The sequence below is a fragment of the Methylosinus sp. H3A genome (assembly GCF_015709455.1).
Lineage (GTDB): Bacteria > Pseudomonadota > Alphaproteobacteria > Rhizobiales > Beijerinckiaceae > Methylosinus.
Genome location: NZ_JADNQW010000005.1, coordinates 2,762,836 through 2,780,661 on the forward strand (window position 1 = coordinate 2,762,836; position 17,826 = coordinate 2,780,661).

The following is a 17,826-nucleotide window of genomic DNA, read 5'->3' on the forward strand; positions in this document are numbered from 1 at the left end:
GGGATTATTTCGGGCATCGAAATCCGAAACGCGCCGTCCGTTGCGCGAGGGCGGTCGCAGGCTGTTCGCCCGAGGGGCTTTAGCGATATTGTGCTTTGAATTGTAGTCGAGGGGGGCGCCGTGAAAGCTGGATTAGAAGCTAGGCGGTTTCGGGTCGAGGCAAACGTCGAGCCGCATCGGACTGGCAGTTGGGGATCATCGCAGGTCAAAATCTTCGATGGAGATACACAGATCGGAGAATATATACGGAACTATCCCGGTTATGCCTTGACTACTTTTGAACCATTCGAGATCGACGGAGCGTGGTATGCCCTCTACTCCAGAGACTATTCATCGACTCGAGTAATGAGTTTACCTGATTGCGTAGATTTGGGCGGCGAAGAGCCCGCGCCGATTGGTTTCTGCCCTGTTGAATTCTTTGTGCCGCGCTACAAGAAGGTGATAATAACGAATCAGGAAAGCGGTCGAGAAAGCGAAGATTGGTGGTTTGAGGGAAAAGCAGAAAAGCATTGTGGTGAAGAAACGACCGAGTATGGCAGCAAACTTTCGTTTGGTCGCTGGATGTCTCTTACAACTGGCTTTGTTGCGGGGTGCATATGGGGTGATGATTGCTCCTGGAAGCTGGAGGTCGTTGATCTATCGAGAGCCGCTGAAGGGATTATCTGCCGCTCGGCTCGGTTTGGCCATGTCGAGCTCGCCGACGGTATGTCCCTCGCCGAGAGCATTTGTTTTGATAGACACATGCCGTATTGGGAGTTGAGAGCGACGATAATCCGGCGGGAGCGTCGCGACGTCGCTACCGGAGCGCTTATCGACCCCTATGATGAATGATCCGCCGAGCCGGTCGGGTTGCCGCGGCCGCATAAAAAAATCGGGCGTCAGTTCTCATGCGCGCTCAATTGGACGAGCAGAAATGTCCCATGGCGAGGACGAAGAACCGGAACGAAGGCACTATTCATACGTAGTGACATTGCGAGTTCGCCACCCCGACATTGATCCGCGACACATAACAGCAGCTCTTGGCATTGAGCCAGAATGGACGTGGCGCGCGGGTGAAGCGCGGAGAACCCGTGTCGGGACACCACTGAGCGGTGTTTATAAGCTCAGCTATTGGTATGCGACTCTTTGCGAAGCGGAATACCGCGAGCGAGGCTTGGTCGAGGCTCTAAACGAATTGCTCGACCGTCTTTCGCCGTTCAGAGAATATTTCGAATCAATCCGAAGCGCAGGCGGCCATATCGAGTTTTTCATCGGCTGGACGTTTTATCACAACAGTGGCGAGGTTTTTGAGCCCGAGCTTTTGGCAAGATTAGCTAACCTACACATTGCCCTATCACTGGACGTCGATAATATTGAGTCCGAAACATAAGTGCGCGGATATCAAAGGTTTTGCCAGCGCTATTTGTCTCGGATCTAAATGACCGCTCAGGGTCGCGAGCGGTCCGGTGCTCCCTTCGTCTTTCTCATCCGCCTACGTCCCGGACCCACGCCATCCGTCCCCTTCCGCTTCCGCGAGAACGGCGGCGGCATCTTGTCCTGCACCCAGGGCAGCAGGCGGATCGGGTGAGGCTGTAGATGCGCCGTCACGATTGGAATCTTCATGATGCTCGGCAGCATGTCGGCGAGCGCGATTGCGTCGCAGTAGATTTCCTCGGTCGGGGTGGCGCCCGAATGCCCCATGATGTCGCTCCGAATCTCGCTATGAATCCCCTTCTGCTTCAATGAATTGCCGAAAGATTTGCGCATCGAATGGATGACCTTCTTGCGCTCCTTGGCGTCGGGAATGGCTTGGTGCAGCCCGTCGATCAGCTCGTCATAGAGCCGATCGCCCAGAGGTGACGAGGATGTCGGCGATTTGAGATCGGGGAAGACCATCTCATAGCCGAGTGCTCTCACGGCCGCGACATAATCGAGAAAGCCGAGGCGGATAAGCTCCGGGTGCAGGACGACCAAGCGCTCGGAATACAGATTTTTGATGCGCCGAATTTCGCTCGTTCTGATCTTTATATAGTGGAGGCGTTGTAACTTGCCGTCGATCACCGTGTCGACGTAGGCCACGTCACGGACGGAGAGGCCGCAGATCTCCTCGCGCCGCGCTCCGGTGTAGTGGAGCATGAGCGTCGCGAAATACAGCGCGCGGTGGAAGACGTGCGGGCCTGGGATCAATATCTCGTCGTCTTTCCAACCGGCGCAGCCGATAAAGAAGGCGAGGCGGAAGATGGCGCCGGCGTCGGCTTCGGTCAGGAGTCCACGCTTCGTGCGCCCGCGTTCCGTGGACTTGCGACGCATCAGCGTCATGTCGATGTCCCGGTCGAGCTTGTGGCCGCGGCTTCGAATATGGGCGAGGACTTGGCCCAGAAATGAAAAATGCCGATTGACCGTTCCGGCGACCAAGCCGCGCTCCGATGGCGGCTTGGCCGCGCCGATCGCGCGAAGCTGATCGAGCGTCCGGTGATTGTCTCGCGGGCTGCGGCCGTAGCTCTTGGCGACAGCGCCGAAGAGGTCGTCGAGATCGCCCAGGTGCTTCTGGTGGATGTCTTCGAACTCGACGACGCCCTGCTCGAGGAGGAGCCTCGCGAAAAGCCGCGAAATCTGACGCACCTGACGCTGGGATTTCGTGTCCCAGGCCTTGGCGTCCGCATTCTTCTGGATGACCCCCTCGGCGAACACGACGAATGGATGCTCGTCGAGCGTCAACGGCTTCGTTCTCGCCGCCTTGGCGGGACTCGGCGCGGGGTCGGCAGGCGGCGGCGCATGTTCGTTTCGGGCGCCTTCGGCCGTCGCGGCCGCTTCTCGAGGGACGACAATCGGGGATGAGGCGAGGGGCGCAACGACGAGCCTCGTCTCGGCGTGATCGACCGAGTCGCGGGGCGCCCTGGCGTGATCCTTCAGAATGTCGGCGATGGTCTTCTCGATCTCGACGCGCACGCCGTCATGCCGGCGCTCCGACTGAAAATTCGCCTCGGCGAAGGCCCGGTAGACCGTCTCCTGCGCGAGCGCGAGATTCATCGGATTGGGCTCGCCGCCGACCTCCTCGACGAGCGTCGCGAGCCGCTCCTGCTTTTCGGCGGCGACGTTTTGGCGCTGCATGAGATCGAGCATGAAGGTGATCTCGGCGATCTCGTCCGGCCCCATCCCCTGCGCCGCCATTTGCGCGGCGGAGCGCTCGTCGACGGCGGCGGCGCGTCCGCGCGTCTCGAGCAGGCGATAGACGTGCCCCATCACGCGCTCGCTGCGGCGGCTCTTCTCGGGATCGAAATCGTTCTCCGTGCGTTCGCGCGCCGCTACGGCCTCGAGCTTGTCGAGGTGCTGCGTGAAGACGATGCGGAACACCTTCTGAATTTGCTGCTGTGAGAGGCGACTGGTCATGGCGGCCGGAAAAAAACAACGATCGGCGAGCGCGGAAATCTGGCCGGCGAGGTAGCGCGCTCTCCCGGGGTTGCTGGTGCGCAGGCCGAGAATCAGCGTCGCAGAATTTCTCGATTCGGCAAGCGCCGATGGCAGTCGCCGCCGCCAATAATAGAACGCGCCGCGACGCACGACATGGGGTATGGCGGGCACGAAATTCTCCGTGGTGTACCAGCCATGTGTCACACGGATGTGGAAACGCGCCCCAGCTGAGGCGGTTTTCTAGCGATTCCAATGATTTGCGGAATTCTGGCTGGGGCGGGAGGATTCGAACCTCCGTATGGCGGAATCAAAATCCGCTGCCTTACCACTTGGCGACGCCCCATCGAGCCGCCTGGCCGAGTCGCCGGGCGGCGGCTATCCCATAATGCCCTGGCGTCGCCTCCGCAACTTTTTCGGCGCTTTTAGTCCCAGGCGCGCAGCGGCGTGTAACGCGCGAATTTCTTCGATTGATGGCGATCCATCCGGGCGAGCACGTCCCGCAGGAAGGTCACCGCCTCGGCCAGATAGGGGCCTTTGTTCAGCATCACGCATTCGGCGCGCTGGGCCATGGCGGCGTCGGTCGTCTCGGCCCGGCTCGGCGCGCCGTCCTTGATGAACTGGTCCAGCACCTGTGTCGCCCATATCACCGGCGCATGAGCGGCCTCGCACAGCCACAATATTTCTTCCTGCATCTCCGACAGCCGCGCGAAGCCGAGCTCCACAGCGAGATCGCCGCGGGCGATCATCACCGCGGTCGGGTGATGCAGCGCCGAGCGCATGATGAGCTGCGGCAGATTGCGCACCGCCAGCGGCGTCTCGATCTTCAGCACGATCGTCTGCTTCGGCAGCGCGCCGCGCCGCGCCGCCAGATGGTCCTGCAGCAGCTCGACGTCGGCCGGCTCCTGGACGAAGGAGAAGCCCACGAGATCGGCCTTGGCGGCGACGAAGTCGAGATCGCGGAAATCCTTTGGCGTCAGCGGCGGCAGGCGCAGATCGGTGGTCGGAAAATTCAGCCCCTTCTCGACCTTGAGCCGTTCGCCCTTGCCGCGCGCGCTGAACACCTCCAGCTCGACGCCGCCGTCGATCGCGCCGACGACGCGCGCGCCGATCTTGCCGTCATTGATCCACACCTCGGCGCCGAGCGTGAGCTGGCCGATCGCCTCCGGAAAAGAAGGCGCGATCGCGACAGGCCCGACGCCGCGCGAATCGAGCGCGGCGACCATGGCGAAACGGTCGCCGCGATAGAGGCGCAGCTTCTCGGGAGCGCGCAATCGCTCGATGCGGCATTTGGGCCCGGCGAGATCCATCAGCACGCGGCAGTTGCGCCCGAGCGCGCTCTCGGCGGCGCGAATATTGGCGATCATCGCCTCCCAGGCGGCGGCGTCGTCATGCGCGCAGTTTATGCGCGCGCAGCCCATGCCGGCCTCCAGCAGCCGGCGGATCAGCGAAGGATCGCTCGCGGCCTCGCTCGGCAGCGTGACCATGACGACGGCGTGGGGCGTCGTGGGGACGGCGCCGAAAATGCGGTCGCGTGTGGCGCAGAGGGCGTCCTCGCCGGCGCGCATGGCGGCGGGCGAGGGGTAGGGGGCGTCGGCCTCCCCGGTCAGCCGACGCAGCGTCGCCAGCAGCGCGTCGAGCGCCTCCATGACCTTGGCTTCGCTGCGGCCGAGCGAGGACAGGCCGAAGGCCGAGAGGCGAGATTGCAGATCGCTGAGGTCGCGGCGGCGCAGAGCGAGGTAATGCGCGAGATTCTCGGCCGCCGGCGCGGCGTCCGGCGGGAACGGCCCGCCCCAGCGCTCGAGGAGCGCGCCGCCGTCGGCGACGACCTCCTCACGCAATCGCGACAGGGCGGTCAGCAATTCGAGAAGATCGGCGCGCGCCTCGCTCGCCGTCCTGTGAATGGAGTCGTTCATCGGATGTGGTCCGTTCGAGGCTCGGCGCTGATGCTCTCCTCCTCCTTCGTGACGGTTTCGCAACGGCCGTCTGCGACGAGCCGTCACACGGCGAGCGAGCCGGCGGCGGCCGCCGCTCCGCGCAGCGCAGCGATATTCTCGCGATAGGCGGCGACGCCCGTTCCCGCGAAGACGGCCGAGCCGGCGACGAGAACATCGGCGCCCGCCTCGACGATGGCGCTCGCCGTCTGCGGCGTGACGCCGCCGTCGACCTCGAGGAATATGTCGCGCCGCCCGATCGTCTCACGGATGCGGCGGATCTTGTCGAGCTGCGAGGGGATGAAGCTCTGCCCGCCGAAGCCCGGATCGACGCTCATCACCAAAATGAGATCGACATCGTCGAGCACATAGTCGAGCGCTCGCTCGCTCGTGCCCGGATTGAGCGAGACGCCGGCCTTCTTGCCGAGCGAGCGAATGAGCCGCAGCGAGCGATGCAGATGGGCGCCCGCCTCGGCATGCACGGTGATGATGTCGGCGCCGGCCTTGGCGAAGGCCTCGACATAGGGGTCGACCGGCTCGATCATCAGATGCGCGTCGAAGACGCATGAGGCGTGCGGGCGCAGCGCCTTCACCACCGCGGGGCCGAATGTGATGTTGGGCACGAAATGCCCGTCCATCACATCGAGATGAATCCAATCGGCGCCGGCGGCGGCGACGTCGCGCACTTCCTCTCCGAGCCGCGCGAAATCGGCGGAGAGAATGGAGGGGGCGATGACGATGTCATGAGTCATATGAAAGGCTCCGTCGCAGCCGGCAGTCGAGATAATGGCGGATCCCGCCAAGGGCAAATGCGATCCGGCGGGCCGCATCAGCTTGCGTCACGCAGATTTCGCAATGGCCATGCACCAATGAGATGGCGGCGCCCGGTCTGTACCGCCCGTCCGCCGTATACAACATAGAGGGGGGACCCCATGAAAAAAGCCATTGCTCTCGCGGCGCTGCTGGCGCTGTCGGTTACGAACGCTCTCGCCGCCGATTGCGTCGTTCGCATCAAGCGCACGGCCTGCGCCGGTCAGGAGGCGGAATCCTACAAGAAGTGCAACGGCAAGCAGGAGTGCGACACGCAGGAATCGGCCGAGAGCGAAGCCGAATGCTCCGCGTCGGCGTTGAAGCACTGCGACAACTCCCGCCTGGATATCACGAAATACAAGGTCGTGACGGCGACCTTCAAGGGCGCGGCGCTGACGGGCGGCTTCGCCTCCAGCGGCAAGCCCAGCGCGAAGGGCACGAATTTCTGCGCCGCCGATCGTCCTGATCTCAATCAGTGCAAATAAGCGCGAAGCGAGCATCGACGCGCCCGATATATCAGGGCGCGCCGTTTTAGACCTCACTCCGCGGCCTTCTTTTCCGCGAATTGCGGATCGAGCGCGCCGCTGGCGTAGCGCTTGGCCATATCGGCGAGCGGGATCGGCTTGATCTTGCTCGCCTGGCCCGCGGCGCCGAATTCCTCATAGCGCTGCTTGCACACTTTGCGCATCGCCTCCTGCGCCGGCTTCAGATATTTGCGCGGGTCGAACTCGCCCTTGTTCTTCAGCAGCGTCGCGCGGATGGAGGCGGTGACGGCGATGCGGCAATCGGTGTCGATATTGATCTTGCGCACGCCGAATTTGATGCCGCGCTGAATCTCTTCGACCGGCACGCCCCATGTCTGCGGCATCTCGCCGCCGGCCTCGTTGAACGCGTCCTGCAAATCCTGCGGCACCGACGATGAGCCATGCATCACGAGATGCGTGTTCGGCAGGCGATTGTGAATCTCCTCGATCACATGCATCGCGAGAATGGCGCCGTCGGGCTTGCGCGAGAATTTGTAAGCGCCATGCGAGGTGCCCATGGCGATGGCGAGAGCGTCGACCTTGGTGCGGGCGACGAAATCCACCGCCTGACTGGGGTCGGTCAGCAGCTGGTCGTGGCTGAGCTTGCCCTCGGCGCCATGGCCGTCCTCTTTCTCGCCCTCGCCGGTCTCCAGCGAGCCGAGCACGCCGAGCTCGCCCTCGACCGAAGCGCCGACCCAATGGGCGAGATCGACGACGCGGCGCGTCACCGCGACATTGTAGTCATAGCTCGCCGGCGTCTTGCCGTCGGCCTCGAGCGAGCCGTCCATCATCACCGAGGTGAAGCCGAAGCGAATGGCGCTGGCGCAGGTCGCTTCGCTATTGCCATGGTCCTGGTGCATGACCAGCGGAATGTCGGGATACATGATCGCCAGCGCCTCGATCATCTTGGCCAGCATCACGTCATTGGCGTAGGAGCGGGCGCCGCGGCTCGCCTGGATGATGACCGGAGCGTCGACCGAGGCGGCTGCCTCCATCACCGCGAGGCCCTGCTCCATGTTGTTGATATTGAAGGCCGGCACGCCATAGTCGTGCTCGGCGGCGTGGTCGAGCAATTGTCTCAGGGTGATGAGCGCCATTTGCGGTGTCCTCCCAGTGCCGGAATTCGATAAAGTCTACGGCGGCGCCGCCAGAGCAATGCGGGGGCGCAGGCCGATTCCGCTGATAGCGATATAGCGGAGCGCCGGCGATGTCATCACCTCCCGCTGCCGCCCGCCGAGAATTGCCGCTCCGCCTCGGGAGGGTTTCTCTTGGTCTATTCGTTCGAGCTCGAAATCTGAATATTGGTCCCCGGTCGGCGCGACGCCCGCGAAAATCGCGGACGCCGTTTCGATCGCGTTTTGGTCAGAGCAGCGCTTCGGCCGTGTCGGCCACGCCTTTGGCCGTTATGCCGAAACGCTCATAGAGCGCATCCGCCGGCGCGCTGGCGCCGAAGCCGGTCATGCCGACAAAGGCCCCGCGCTCGCCGATCCAGCGGTCCCAGCCGAGTCGCACGGCCGCCTCCACGGCGACGCGCGGCGCGGCTCCGAGCACGCTCGCGCGATAGGCCGGCGATTGCGTCTCGAACAGCTCCCAGCAGGGCATGGAGACGACGGCGGCGCGCTTGCCGCGCGCCCACAAAAGATCGGCCGCCGCCAGCGCGATCTGCACTTCCGATCCGGTGGCGATGAGCGTCACCTGGCGTCCGCCGCTCGGCTCGCGCAGCACATAGGCGCCGCGGGCGGTGAGATTCTCGCCGATCGGGCGTTCCAGCGTCGCCAGATTCTGGCGCGACAGGCTCAGCACGGAGGGCGTCGTCCGCGCATTGAGCGCGATCTCCCAGCATTCGGCCGTCTCGATCGCATCCGCGGGGCGGAAGACATAGAGATTGGGCATGGCGCGCAGCGAGGCGAGATGCTCGATAGGCTGATGCGTCGGCCCATCCTCGCCGAGGCCGATCGAATCATGCGTCAGCACATAGACGACGCGCTGGCCCATCAGCGCGGAGAGGCGGATCGCGCCGCGCGCATAATCGGAGAAGACGAGGAAAGTGCCGCCATAGGGAACGAAGCCGCCATGCAGCGCAATGCCGTTCATCGCGGCGGCCATGCCGTGCTCGCGCACGCCATAGTGAATGTAGCGGCCCGAGAAATTCTCCGCCGAAACCGAGCCGAGCCCCTTGGTGATGGTGAAATTGGAATGGGTGAGATCGGCCGAGCCGCCGATCGTCGCGCTCGTCGCCGCATTGACGACGCCGAGCACGGTCTCGGAGGATTTGCGCGTCGCGACCTTGGGCCGCTCGGCGGCGAAGCTCTCGCGCAGCGCGCGCAGCGGCGTGGCGATCTCGCCCGCAATGTCGCCCTTCAGAAAGCTCTCGAATTCGGCGCGCTTCGGCGAGGCGGAAAGACGCTGCTCCCAGGCGAGCCGCTCGCTTGTCCCGCGGAGCCCGGAGGCGCGCCAGGCGTCCAGAGTCTCGGCAGGAATCTCGAATGGCTCGTAGGGCCAGCCGAGCCCCGCGCGGGCGAGCTCGATCTCCGATGCGCCGAGCGGCGCGCCGTGAACCGTCTCCTTGCCCTGCTTGCCGGGCGCGCCATAGCCGATGACGCTGCGGCAGGCGATGAGCGAGGGCCGCTCGTCCTGCTGCGCCTGCGCGAGCGCGGCGGCGATCTCCGCTGGCGCATGGCCGTCGACGCGCTGCACATGCCAGCCGGAGGCGGCGAAGCGCGCGAGCTGATCGGTCGAGGTCGAGAGCGTCGTCGGCCCGTCTATGGAAATTCCATTGTCGTCCCACAGCACGGTCAGCCGGCCGAGCCGCAAATGGCCGGCGAGGTCGATCGCCTCATGGCTGACGCCCTCCATCAGGCAGCCGTCGCCGGCGATGACATAGGTGCGATGGTCGACGAGATCGTCGCCGAAGCGCGCCGCCTGCAGCCGCTCCGCAATGGCGAGGCCGACGGCGGTGGCGAGACCCTGGCCGAGCGGGCCGGTCGTCGTCTCGACGCCGACCGTATGGCCATATTCGGGATGGCCCGGCGTCTTCGAATCGAGCTGGCGGAATTGTTTGATGTCGTCGATCGAAACGCCCGGATAGCCGAGCAGATAGAGCAGCGCGTAGAGCAGCATGGAGCCATGGCCGGCCGAGAGCACGAAGCGGTCGCGGTTGGGCCAATCGGGAGCCGAGGCGTCGAATTTCACGAATTGCTGGAACAGAACCGTCGCGACGTCGGCCATGCCCATCGGCATGCCGGGATGGCCGCATTTGGCCTTCTCCACCGCGTCCATCGCCAACGCGCGAATGGCGTTGGCGGCGCGGCGCTCGTCCTCGGCCGCGGCGACTTCGGCGACAGTTTCCAAAACATTCGACATCTGGTTCGTTTCCTCAGGCTTCGCCACGTTTGCGTTTCATCAGCTCCAATATCCGCGGCGTGAGTATGAGCTGCATGGCGAGATCGAGCTTATTGCCCGGAATGACGATGGAATTGGCGCGCGACATCCAGCTGCCGGCGATCATCGTCACGAGATAGGGAAAGTCGACGCCGCGCGGATCGCGGAAGCGGATGACGACGATCGATTCGTCCGGGCTCGGGATCGAGCGGGCGACGAAGGGATTGGACGTGTCCACCGTCGCCGCGCGCTGGAAGTTGATGTCGGTCTCCGAGAATTGCGGGCAGATGTAATACACATAATCGTGCATCCGGCGCAGGATCGTCTCGGTGACGGCCTCGGTCGTATAGCCGCGCGTGTTGCGGTCGCGGTGGAGCTTTTGCGTCCATTCGAGATTGATGACCGGCACGACGCCGATCTTGAGATCGGCGTAGCGCGCGACATTGACCTCCTCGGTCACCACGGCGCCGTGCAGGCCCTCGTAGAACAAAAGGTCCGTGTTGGCGGGCAGCTCGCACCAGGGCGTGAAGGTTCCGGGCGGCGAGGCGAGCACGGCGCCCTCGTTCGCGTCATGCACATAATGGCGATATTGGCCGGTGCCCGTCTCGCCATATTCCTTGAACAGGGTCTCGAGCTCGCCGAGCAGATTGGCCTGCGGGCCGAAATGGCTGAAATGCGCGTTGCCGCGCGCCTGCGCCTCGACCATGGCGGCCTTCATCTGGTCGCGGTCGAAGCGATGGAAGGAATCGCCCTCCACATAGGCGACCTCCACTTTCTCGCGGCGAAAGATCTGCTCGAAGGTCTGCTTGACCGAGCTCGTGCCCGCGCCGGACGAGCCGGTGATCGAGATGATCGGATGCTTGATCGACATGGCGACGCCCACCGCGGCCGGTAACATTTGCTCATATGCGTTTCGCGCGCCGAACGCCCCTCGGGGAGCGCGGCGAGCGAGGTCGCGGGGCCGCCTCCTTCGCCGACGCGGCCCCGCTGCAAATCTCCTACAAGAAAAGCCGGGCGTTTGCTCGGCCCCCGGAAAAAAAATCTCGGACGCCGCCGCGCGCCGCTCCACCGAATGCGGCGTATTTTAAATAATATAGCTATTTCAATATACTAGATGCGTCTGGCGGGGCGCGTGGCGCTTTCCGCCGGCAGCGGCCGTCCGGAGTCGCGCGGGCGCGGTCGGTTGACGTCCCGGCGGCGTCGATTACAGAGGGCTTTCCGGCGCTCACGCCCCCGTTCCGCAAGGTGATTTCATGACCGCGACCTATGATGTCCTCGGCGTCGGCAACGCCATTGTCGATACTCTTTCCCGCGCCGAGGACGATCAATTGCTGGCGGCCGGCCTCCACAAGGGCGCGATGCAGCTCGTCGACGAGGCCCGCGCCGCCGAAATCTACGCCGCAATGGGGCCGACGACGGTCATGTCCGGCGGCTCCGCGGCCAATACGCTCGTCGGCGCGGCCGGCTTCGGCCTCGCCGCGGCTTTCATCGGCAAGGTGAAGGACGATGACGCCGGCCGCGAATTCGCGCATGACATTCGCCAGGCGGGCGTCGCCTTCGACACGCCCGCCGCCGTCGACGGCGCCGCCACCGCGCGCTGCCTCATTCTGGTGACGCCGGATGGCCAGCGCACCATGAACACTTTTCTCGGCGCCTGCCAGGCTCTCGGCCCGGAGGATGTCGACGAGGGGCTCGTCCGCGCCTCCAAAATTCTCTATCTCGAAGGCTATCTCTGGGATCCGCCGGCCGCCAAAGAGGCCTTTCTGAAGGCCGCCAAGGCCAGCCGCGCCGCTGGCAATCGGGTCGCGCTCTCGCTGTCGGACGCTTTCTGCGTCGATCGCTATCGCGGCGAGTTTCTGGGGCTGGTGCGCGACGGGCTCGTCGATATTCTCTTCGCCAATGAGAGCGAATTGCACTCGCTCTATGAGACCGCCGATTTCGCCACCGCCGTGAAGGCGCTCGGCGCAGAGTCCAATCTTCTCGGAGTCGTCACGCGCTCGGCGCAGGGCGTCGTCGTCGTCGAGGGGACGAAATGCGTCGCCGTTCCGGCCTATCCGGTCACGGAAGTCGTGGATACGACCGGCGCCGGCGATCTCTTCGCGGCGGGCTTTCTCGCCGGTCTTTCGCGCGGGGCTCTCTACGAGGGCGCGGCCTCGCTGGGCGCGCTGGCGGCGGCGGAGGTCATCTCCCATGTCGGCGCGCGGCCGCAGAAGGATCTGCGCCAGCTCGCACGCGACCACGGCCTGCTCGCCTGAAGCGGCGCTCGGGAGGAGGCGTTCCCCCGAGTCTTCGTCGATGAACTCCACCCCGGACGGCTTCGCCGTCCGACCCTTCCCCTAAAGGGGAGGAGCGGTCCCCCTACGATCCGCTTTTTCAGCGCTTCACCGCGGCCAGCTTGTCGGCGAGCGCCTGCGCCTCTTGCGTCAGCGCGACGAAGAATTTCTCCGATTTCGCATGTTCCGCGAAACAGCGGCGGAAGGCGGCGGAGCCCTCCTCCTGCAGCTTCGAATATGCCTCGAAATCCTTCTCGTCGGCGCGGCCGGAGGCGGAGTAGGAGTCCATCGCCTTTTTGGCCCTTGCCTGATGCTCGCTCCAGGCTTTCTCGCAAGCGGGCGCTGTCTCGATCTTCGCCTTGGCCGGCGTCGAGGCGATGAATAGCCGTCCGCCGCTCGCGACGGCGACGATGATCTCGTCCGGCAGCGTTCCGCCGGCGTCGTCCTGGCTGCGCAGATCGAGGAGGGCGGCGGCGAGCGTCGCCGCGGCGGGCTTGGCGATGGGCAGATCCGCGTATTTCTCTACGCCCGCGTCCGGGCTGATCGCCACAGTGTAGAAATAGGGCGAAGCCAGCGCTTGCCCGAGCGTTTGCGGCGGCTTCTCGCTTTTGATCCAGCTTTTGCGATGGGCGCGCAGAAAGGCCTCCGCGAGGCCGTCGGTCGAGACGCTCAGCTGCGATTTGTCGTCGTCGCCGGCGAAGGCGAGGCCGTCCAGCTGATCTGCGCCGACCCCGTCGAACAGCGTCTCTATGCTGTATTTGCCGAGCTTCTGAAAGCCTTCGACGGAGACGGGGCCGATGATCGCCTCCATCTTCTCGTCGAGCTCCTTCAGAGCCTTCTTCTCGTTCGCCTCCGCTTGCCCGGCGGCCTTGCCGGCCGCCTCCAGCTTGCGGAGCTTGGCGATATGGCGATCGCGCGACGCGAGATAGGCCTCCTCCGGCGTGACGGCGGAGGCGGCGAGGGGAACGAAGGCGAGAAGAAACGCGAGCGGAGCAGTTCTCATCATCATCGACGTCACCTCATCCAATGGATCGCCAGCAGCGCCACGAGCACGACCGCCAGCATAAACCAGCGATCCGCCCGCCGCCGCGCCCGCGCCAGCCCCGCGAGCGAGGCGTCCGAGAGCCGCACGCCCTTCGTGCCGGCGGAGGCCAACATCTCCACCGCCGCCTCGGCGTCATTGAGCAGCTTGGGCAGGCGCGTCGCGAATTTGGCGACTTCGATCGCCGCCTTGCCGGCGTCCTCGAGCTTGGCCTTGGGGCCGAGATTGTCCTCGATCCAGCCGCGTACGACGGGGTCCGAGGTCTTCCAGATATTGAGCGTCGGATCGAGCGAGCGGGCGACGCCTTCAGCCACCACCATGGTCTTTTGCAGCAGCACCAGCTCGGTGCGCGTACGCATGTCGAACAGCGCCGTCACCTCGAAGAGCAGAGTGAGCAGCCGCGCCATGGAGATGTCTTGCGCATTCACCGTATGCAGCGGCTCGCCGATGGCGCGCAGCGCCTGCGAGAATTCCTCGACCGAATGGATCGGCGGCACATAGCCCGCCTCGAAATGCACCTCGGCGACGCGCTTGTAGTCGCGGGTGATGAAGCCGAAGAGGATTTCGGCCAGAAAGCGCCGCTCCTTGAAGCCGAGCCGTCCCATGATGCCGAAATCGATGGCGACGAGCCGTCCCTTGCGGTCGACGAAGAGATTGCCCTGATGCATGTCGGCGTGGAAGAAGCCGTCGCGCATCGCCGTGCGCAGGAAGGACTGTAGAACCTTGCGGCCCAAATCCTTCAGATCATGGCTCATGGCGGCGACGCGCGCGATGTCCGACAGAGGCGCGCCGTCGATCCATTCGAGCGTCAGCACTTCGCGGGTCGTGCGGTCCCAATCGACGCCGGGGGCGCGAATATCGGGATCATCGGCCACATTGTCGCGAAACTCCGAGGCCGCCGCCGCCTCCAGGCGGAAATCCGTCTCGAGCTTGACCGAGCGGGCCAGCGTGTCGACGACCTGGATCATCCGCAGCCGCCGCGCCTCGGCCGAGAAACGCTCGGCGGCGCGGGCGAGAATATACATATCGGCGAGATCGCGGCGGAACTGGCGTTCCACATCCGGCCGCAGCACCTTCACCGCGACCTTGCGCTCGCCCTCGGCATAGGCGACGCGGGCCGGATGCACCTGGGCGATGGAGGCCGCCGCCACGGGCTCGCCGAAGGAGAGGAAAATCTCGTCGATCGGCTTGCCGAAGGCCCTTTCGATGATCTCGACCGCGGCCTTGCGGCCGAAGGGCTCCATCCGGTCCTGCAAAGCGGTCAGCGCGTCGGCGATCTCGCCGCCGACGACATCCGGGCGCGTGGCCAGAAACTGGCCGAGCTTCACATAGGAGGGGCCGATCTGCGCGAAGGCGCGCACCAGAGCCTGCGGCGCGCCGCCGGCGCTGCTGCCGGGCTTGGCCAAAAGATTGCCGAAGCGGAGCAGAAACTGCGCCGGGACGGGCAGTATGGCCGGATCGACGCTTTTGAACACGCCTTCGCGCGCCAGAATGAAGCCGGCGCGCGCCAGTCGGAAGAGATGCCCGAAACCGATGAGCACGAAGAGCCGCCGTTCGTCTCGAATGAGTGGATCAGAGCTTCCAGCCGGAGTGGATCGCCACCACGCCGCCGGTCAGCCGCTCGAAGCCCGTGCGGCGGAAGCCGGCCTGACGGATCATCCGCTCGAATTCCTCCGCGCGGGGGAATCGCTGGATCGACTCGACGAGATAGCGATAGGGCTCGGCGTCGCCGGCGACGAGCTTGCCGATCGCCGGGATCACATTGAAGGAATAGGCCTCGTAGATCTTGTCGAGGCCCGGAATCGCGACCTGCGAGAACTCGAGGCACAGGAAGCGCCCGCCGGGCTTGAGCACGCGATGCGCCTCGGCCAGCGCGACATCTATGCGCGGCACGTTGCGAATGCCGAAGGCGATCGTATAGGCGTCGAAATGCGCGTCCGGGAAGGGCAGGGACTCGGCGTTGGCCTGGACGAACTCCACTTTGTCCGAGAGGCCGCGCTGGACCGCCCGGTCGCGGCCGACGTCCAGCATGTCGCCATTGATGTCGAGCACGACGATCTCCGCTTCCGGCCCGGCGGCCTTGGCGATGCGGAAGGCGATGTCGCCCGTGCCGCCGGCGACGTCCAAATGGCGGAAGGGGCCGCGGCGGGAGGGCCGCACCTTGGCGGCGAAGACATCCTTCCACAGCCTGTGCATGCCGCCGGACATCAGATCGTTCATAATGTCGTAGCGGCGCGCCACCTTGTGGAAAACATCGTCCACGAGGCCTTGTTTTTCGTCCAATCCGACTTCGGAGAAACCGAAATGGGTCGAAGTCTCGTTTTGCGATGTCATAATCTCTCGCGTCCGGTGGCGTTCGGGGCGATATAACGCGCCTTGCGGCCTGTGGCTATGGCTGGGGCCGAAAACCGCCCTCTCCTAGGGGAGGACTATCGCATTCACACATCTCATAAGGCTCCAAGGCCGTCCTGGCCGGGCTTGTCCCGGCCATCCACGCCGAGCGGCGGAGATGTCTTTGGAAGCGCCCGCCATCGGCAAATTTAGGCTTCTTGCGGTGGGCGCCTTCGCCGCAGAACCCCGTCAGAATGCGGCCGGAGCGTCGACGCTGCGCCAAATTAGCTAGCAGACGCAATGTCTTGGCGTGGATGGCCGGGACAAGCCCGGCCAGGACGTCATGGGTGAGTGGGAAGATATGTGAATCTGCGAGCCACTCGAGGGGGAGGTGGGCTGCGCGCTGCCCAAAACGTGTTATCGATGGGGCGAGGCTCCATCCGCCATGGAACGCGGGAGGCGAGCCGGGGAGGGCGGAACGGCGTCGTATGTCAAATCAGATCAAAGTCCTGGACCATGGTTTCGTCCGCCTCGTCGATCATATGGGCTCGGACCTCTCCATCGTGCGCGCGGCCCGCGTCTCCTATGACGCCGCCTGGCGCGCCGGGGAGAATGAGGGCTCCGACAAGAAGCTCATCGATTATCTCTGGAAGAACCGCCATACGACGCCCTTCGAGGCGGTGGAACTCCAATTCGAGGTGATGGCGCCCATTTTCGTGCTGCGCCAATGGCACCGCCACCGCACCTGGACCTATAACGAGCTCTCCGGCCGCTATCGCGAATTGCCGGAGACCTATTACCTCCCCGATCCCGAAAACATCGGCGAGCAGGCGACGACCAACAAGCAGGGCCGTCAGCCGGGCGGCGATCTCGAGGCGCGCCGCGCCGAGGTCGAGAAGCTGCGCGCCGGTTTCGAGGCCGCTTTCGCCGCCTATCGCGAGCTGCTCGCCGCCGGCTGGCCGCGCGAACTCGCCCGCACCGTGCTGCCGCTGTCGACCTACAGCCATATGTTCGCCAAGGTCAATCTTTTGAATTTATTCAAGTTCCTGTCGCTCCGCGCCGATCCGCACGCGCAATATGAGATCCGCGTCTACGCCGAGGCGATGGAGAAGCTCATCGAGCCCATCGTCCCTGTGGCCGTCGCGGCCTGGAAATCGAGCGGGCGCTGAACCAATGCCCGAGCTGCCCGAGGTCGAGACGGTTCGCCGCGGGCTCGAGCCCGTCTTCACCGGCTCGGGGCTGGACAGGGTGGAACTGCGCCGCGGCGATCTGCGCTTTCCCTTTCCGCAGGGCTTTGCCGCGCGGCTCGCCGGCCGGCGCGTCGCGGCGCTGAAGCGGCGGGCCAAGTATCTTTTGGGCGAGCTGGATAGCGGCGAGACGCTCGTCATGCATCTCGGCATGAGCGGCTCCTTCCGCATCGACGCCGACGACGCGCAAGGCGTCTACCATCGCGCCGCGAGCACGAAGCCGGCGCATGACCATGTCGTGTTCCATTTCACGAGCGGCGCGAGCGTCACCTACAACGATCCGCGCCGTTTCGGCTTCATGCTGCTGGTCCCGCCCGGCGAGCTGGCGACGCATTCGCTCTTTGCCGGGCTCGGCGTCGAGCCGCTGGGGTTGGAGCTGTCGCCGCAGCGTCTCGCCGAGGAGCTGCGCGGCCGCAAGGCGCCGCTCAAAGCCGCGCTGCTCGATCAGAGGATCATCGCCGGCCTCGGCAATATCTATGTCTGCGAGGCGATGCATCGCGCGCGCCTCTCGCCGCTGCGCGCCGCCGGAACCCTCGTCGACGCCAAGGGTCGGCCGAAGCGCGGGCTCGTCGATCTCGTCGAGACGATCCGGCAAGTGCTGGGCGAGGCGATAGAGGCGGGCGGCTCCAGCCTGCGCGACCATCGCCAGACGGATGGCTCGCTCGGCTATTTCCAGCATTCTTTCCGCGTCTATGACCGCGAGGACGCGCCCTGTCCGACGCTGGGCTGCCGCGGCCAGGTCTCGCGCGTGACGCAGAGCGGGCGCTCGACCTTCTTCTGTCGTGAATGCCAGAAGTGAGCACGCCAGTCCCGCGCAAGCGGCGGCGTTCAAAGCTCGGTCTCATACTAGGATAAATCCTGCGCTCTGTCCTCGCCGATCGACGCGCCGGCCATCGG

General features: G+C 64.9%; 15 protein-coding genes and 1 tRNA gene. 6 read left to right on the forward strand and 10 right to left on the reverse strand.

Translation table 11 applies throughout. The features are described 5' to 3' along the window. Positions 1–120: 120 nt before the first annotated feature. Positions 121–831, forward strand: a complete 711-nt coding sequence (locus IY145_RS15820; RefSeq protein ID WP_196409086.1) for a hypothetical protein — start codon at positions 121–123, stop codon at positions 829–831. Continuing rightward, a complete protein-coding gene (locus tag IY145_RS15825) occupies positions 821–1,369 on the forward strand; it encodes a DUF4279 domain-containing protein (RefSeq protein WP_196409087.1) in 549 nt (182 codons plus the stop codon). Before IY145_RS15820 ends, IY145_RS15825 begins: the two co-directional genes overlap by 11 nt. A gap of 56 nt (positions 1,370–1,425) precedes the next feature. Here IY145_RS15825 and IY145_RS26325 read toward each other — a convergent pair whose 3' ends face one another. The 4 genes from IY145_RS26325 to rpe all read right to left on the reverse strand — a co-directional run bounded on the left by IY145_RS26325 (position 1,426) and on the right by rpe (position 6,073). Further along, positions 1,426–3,561: a DUF6538 domain-containing protein gene (locus tag IY145_RS26325; protein ID WP_196409088.1), complete on the reverse strand. Its 2,136-nt coding sequence runs from the start codon at positions 3,559–3,561 to the stop codon at positions 1,426–1,428. Positions 3,562–3,658: 97 nt separating this feature from the next. Then, positions 3,659–3,733 (reverse strand) — tRNA-Gln (locus tag IY145_RS15835). Between the two features lie 79 nt (positions 3,734–3,812). Beyond that, positions 3,813–5,303, reverse strand: a complete 1,491-nt coding sequence (locus IY145_RS15840) for a pyruvate kinase (RefSeq protein WP_196409089.1) — start codon at positions 5,301–5,303, stop codon at positions 3,813–3,815. An 83-nt stretch (positions 5,304–5,386) separates the two neighbouring features. Continuing rightward, positions 5,387–6,073, reverse strand: a complete 687-nt coding sequence (gene rpe / locus IY145_RS15845; protein WP_196409090.1) for a ribulose-phosphate 3-epimerase — start codon at positions 6,071–6,073, stop codon at positions 5,387–5,389. A gap of 180 nt (positions 6,074–6,253) precedes the next feature. Here rpe and IY145_RS15850 point away from each other — a divergent pair, with 180 nt between their 5' ends. Further along, complete coding sequence (locus tag IY145_RS15850; protein WP_196409091.1) at positions 6,254–6,616, forward strand: hypothetical protein; 363 nt, start codon at positions 6,254–6,256, stop codon at positions 6,614–6,616. 53 nt (positions 6,617–6,669) lie between these two features. Here IY145_RS15850 and fba read toward each other — a convergent pair whose 3' ends face one another. The 3 genes from fba to IY145_RS15865 form a co-directional block, all read right to left on the reverse strand. Continuing rightward, positions 6,670–7,752: a class II fructose-bisphosphate aldolase gene (gene fba / locus IY145_RS15855; RefSeq protein WP_196409092.1), complete on the reverse strand. Its 1,083-nt coding sequence runs from the start codon at positions 7,750–7,752 to the stop codon at positions 6,670–6,672. A gap of 265 nt (positions 7,753–8,017) precedes the next feature. Further along, the gene (gene tkt / locus IY145_RS15860) at positions 8,018–10,018 is read right to left on the reverse strand and encodes a transketolase (protein WP_196409093.1); all 2,001 of its coding nucleotides are present in this window, start codon (positions 10,016–10,018) and stop codon (positions 8,018–8,020) included. A gap of 13 nt (positions 10,019–10,031) precedes the next feature. Beyond that, the gene (locus tag IY145_RS15865) at positions 10,032–10,907 is read right to left on the reverse strand and encodes a phosphoribulokinase (protein WP_196410575.1); all 876 of its coding nucleotides are present in this window, start codon (positions 10,905–10,907) and stop codon (positions 10,032–10,034) included. Between the two features lie 382 nt (positions 10,908–11,289). Here IY145_RS15865 and IY145_RS15870 point away from each other — a divergent pair, with 382 nt between their 5' ends. Then, on the forward strand, positions 11,290–12,291 hold the full coding sequence (locus IY145_RS15870; protein WP_196409094.1) for an adenosine kinase: 1,002 nt from the start codon (positions 11,290–11,292) through the stop codon (positions 12,289–12,291). A 118-nt stretch (positions 12,292–12,409) separates the two neighbouring features. On the opposite strand, the gene IY145_RS15875 is transcribed toward IY145_RS15870, so the two are convergent. The 3 genes from IY145_RS15875 to ubiE are packed head-to-tail and all read right to left on the reverse strand — an operon-like array spanning position 12,410 to position 15,685. After that, entirely contained in the window at positions 12,410–13,318 is a 909-nt protein-coding gene (locus IY145_RS15875; RefSeq protein ID WP_196409095.1) for a hypothetical protein, read from the reverse strand. Positions 13,319–13,323: 5 nt separating this feature from the next. Continuing rightward, positions 13,324–14,892 (reverse strand): 2-polyprenylphenol 6-hydroxylase, encoded by a 1,569-nt coding sequence (ubiB, locus tag IY145_RS15880; protein ID WP_196409096.1) that lies wholly within the window; start codon positions 14,890–14,892, stop codon positions 13,324–13,326. 31 nt (positions 14,893–14,923) lie between these two features. After that, on the reverse strand, positions 14,924–15,685 hold the full coding sequence (ubiE, locus tag IY145_RS15885; RefSeq protein WP_196409097.1) for a bifunctional demethylmenaquinone methyltransferase/2-methoxy-6-polyprenyl-1,4-benzoquinol methylase UbiE: 762 nt from the start codon (positions 15,683–15,685) through the stop codon (positions 14,924–14,926). Positions 15,686–16,170: 485 nt separating this feature from the next. On the opposite strand from ubiE, the gene thyX reads away from it, so the two are divergent. Together thyX and mutM are read left to right on the forward strand one after the other, a co-directional pair. Then, positions 16,171–16,851 (forward strand): FAD-dependent thymidylate synthase, encoded by a 681-nt coding sequence (gene thyX / locus IY145_RS15890; protein ID WP_196409098.1) that lies wholly within the window; start codon positions 16,171–16,173, stop codon positions 16,849–16,851. A gap of 4 nt (positions 16,852–16,855) precedes the next feature. Continuing rightward, positions 16,856–17,728, forward strand: a complete 873-nt coding sequence (gene mutM / locus IY145_RS15895; protein WP_196409099.1) for a bifunctional DNA-formamidopyrimidine glycosylase/DNA-(apurinic or apyrimidinic site) lyase — start codon at positions 16,856–16,858, stop codon at positions 17,726–17,728. The last annotated feature ends 98 nt before the right edge of the window (positions 17,729–17,826 follow it).